At 45.8% G+C, this 535-nt stretch carries 1 protein-coding gene; it reads right to left on the bottom strand.

Annotated elements, in window-relative coordinates; genetic code table 11:
* The coding region (locus QHC67_RS19115) for a hypothetical protein (RefSeq protein WP_319296752.1) at window positions 1–379 on the bottom strand (379 nt) is incomplete at its 3' end.
* Between the last annotated feature and the right edge of the window lie 156 nt (window positions 380–535).

The raw sequence follows: 535 nt of genomic DNA, 5'->3' as shown, positions 1-535 counted from the left end.
CTAAATTGTGAGAATAATCGACCCAGCCACTCGTTATGCTTTCAAAGTGCTTCAGCGCATTTCGGGTGTGGGTCCATAAACCGCGCTGCAGCGCATTCGCTGCCGCATCGCCATAACGAACCTCGCAGATATAATCGCCCGCGCTATCATAAAACCGGAACACTGGATGCTTGCGGCCGCTCCCCTCGTGAGAGCGTTCAATCCGAGCAGTTTGATCTCTCGCGGCTTCATAATCGAAAACGAGAATGTTACATCTCTGTTTTTTCTCGTCATATATCAGCGGCAATACATTTATCTGTGAAAAAACTGAGAAAGCGGGATCATTAAAAACAGCTTCGATACGATTACGGTCCGTAATTACATGATCTACCTCACGCATTAGGCGAGGATACATGAGACTACTTTTATCTGTCGATAATTGTAGGGGTCCATCTCCGTAAGCCTTGAGACTTACGGGAAATTGCGCCTTAGTTATTTCATTCGTTACGGTTATATCTTCCTCACGAGACTTAGCCCGATATAAATCCTTTCCAAC

It is taken from the genome of Sphingobium sp. (assembly GCF_033795625.1).
Lineage (GTDB): Bacteria > Pseudomonadota > Alphaproteobacteria > Sphingomonadales > Sphingomonadaceae > Sphingobium.
The sequence above is the reverse complement of the archived record's forward strand: the minus strand, read 5'-3'. Positions and strand labels throughout refer to the sequence as shown.